The sequence below is a fragment of the Vibrio sp. 1159 genome (assembly GCF_033340395.1).
In the GTDB taxonomy this organism is placed as follows: Bacteria; Pseudomonadota; Gammaproteobacteria; order Enterobacterales; family Vibrionaceae; genus Vibrio; species Vibrio alginolyticus.
The window spans coordinates 1-1,183 of sequence record NZ_JAWOWL010000145.1 but is presented as its reverse complement, the minus strand read 5'-3'; the positions used below and the strand labels follow the sequence as shown (position 1 = coordinate 1,183).

Annotated in this window: 2 protein-coding genes and 1 pseudogene; all 3 read right to left on the bottom strand. The window is 46.2% G+C overall.

Annotated features, from left to right (window positions below; all coding sequences use genetic code 11):
* A pseudogene (locus R7127_RS26565) lies at positions 1–176 on the bottom strand (endonuclease III); the annotation flags it as partial.
* 79 nt (positions 177–255) lie between these two features.
* Positions 256–948, bottom strand: a complete 693-nt coding sequence (locus R7127_RS26560; RefSeq protein WP_318148718.1) for an electron transport complex subunit E — start codon at positions 946–948, stop codon at positions 256–258.
* On the bottom strand, positions 945–1,183 hold a 239-nt coding region (locus tag R7127_RS26555), incomplete at its 5' end, for an FMN-binding protein (RefSeq protein WP_318148717.1). The genes R7127_RS26560 and R7127_RS26555, both read right to left, overlap by 4 nt.

Here is a 1,183-nt window from a genome sequence, read left to right as displayed (position 1 = left end):
TTCGCAACGGGGAAGAGTTTGTCAGTGGCTTTGTTGACACTAACATCGGTCGCTTGCGCTGAAAGTAGCACAGCGATGAGTAACTCAAATGGAGAGCTCCAGTTCAGTTCCGTTTCAGGATTGGGGTTGTTTTCTCTTAATCGTTCAAGAATTTCTATTCTTTTTTCTTTGTTCATTGCTGACTTCCAAACCCGTCTTTGCGGTTTATGAAAAAGGCCCTACGAGTGGTAGAGCCTTGATTTTAGAATTCTTATATTATGCGTTAGTTACGCGAGCACGCTCAATGGCCGGTTTTTCTTCTTTCGGCTGACGAGCCTGAATTGAGCTGTCGATAACATTTTTCAACGCAATCAAAAGTCCTACACCGATGAAAGCACCTGGTGGTAATAGTGCTAATAAGAAGCTGCTATCAAATTGGAATACTTGAATGCGCAGAGCTGCAGCCCAGTCACCCAATAGCAAGTCTGCGCCGTCAAACAATGTGCCGTTGCCGATAAGCTCGCGCATTGAGCCCAACACAACTAGCACACTGGTCATGCCCAGTCCCATCCATAAGCCGTCCAATGCGGCAGGAAGCACATCATGTTTTGACGCGTCGGCTTCGGCGCGACCGATGATGATACAGTTGGTTACGATCAACGGGATAAAGATACCCAGTGATAGGTACAATCCGTAAGCGTAAGCATTCATTAGTAGCTGGACGCAGGTTACGAGTGACGCAATGATCATAACGAAAACCGGAATTCGGATCTCTTTAGGAACATAGTTACGGATCAGTGAAACCGTTACGTTAGACCCCACTAGTACCAGTAATGTGGCAATACCAAGACCCAGCGCGTTGGTGATCGTCGATGAAACGGCGAGTAGAGGACATAAACCGAGCAGCTGAACCAATGCTGGGTTGTTGCTCCACATGCCGTTCTTCATCAATTGTTTGTTTTCACTCATTGATTGTCTCCTGCGCAGTTTAGTGGCTGGCTGAGAATCTCATCACGAGATTGATTTACGTAGTTTACGGTGTTTCTGACTGCTTTGACGACAGCTCGAGGCGTAATGGTAGCGCCAGTAAACTGATCAAAGTCTCCACCATCTTTACGAACTTTCCAAGAATTCCAATTATCTTCGGTGACTTGCTTACCCGTGAAGCCAAGAATCCAACTGGTAACGCGAAGATCTATTTTAT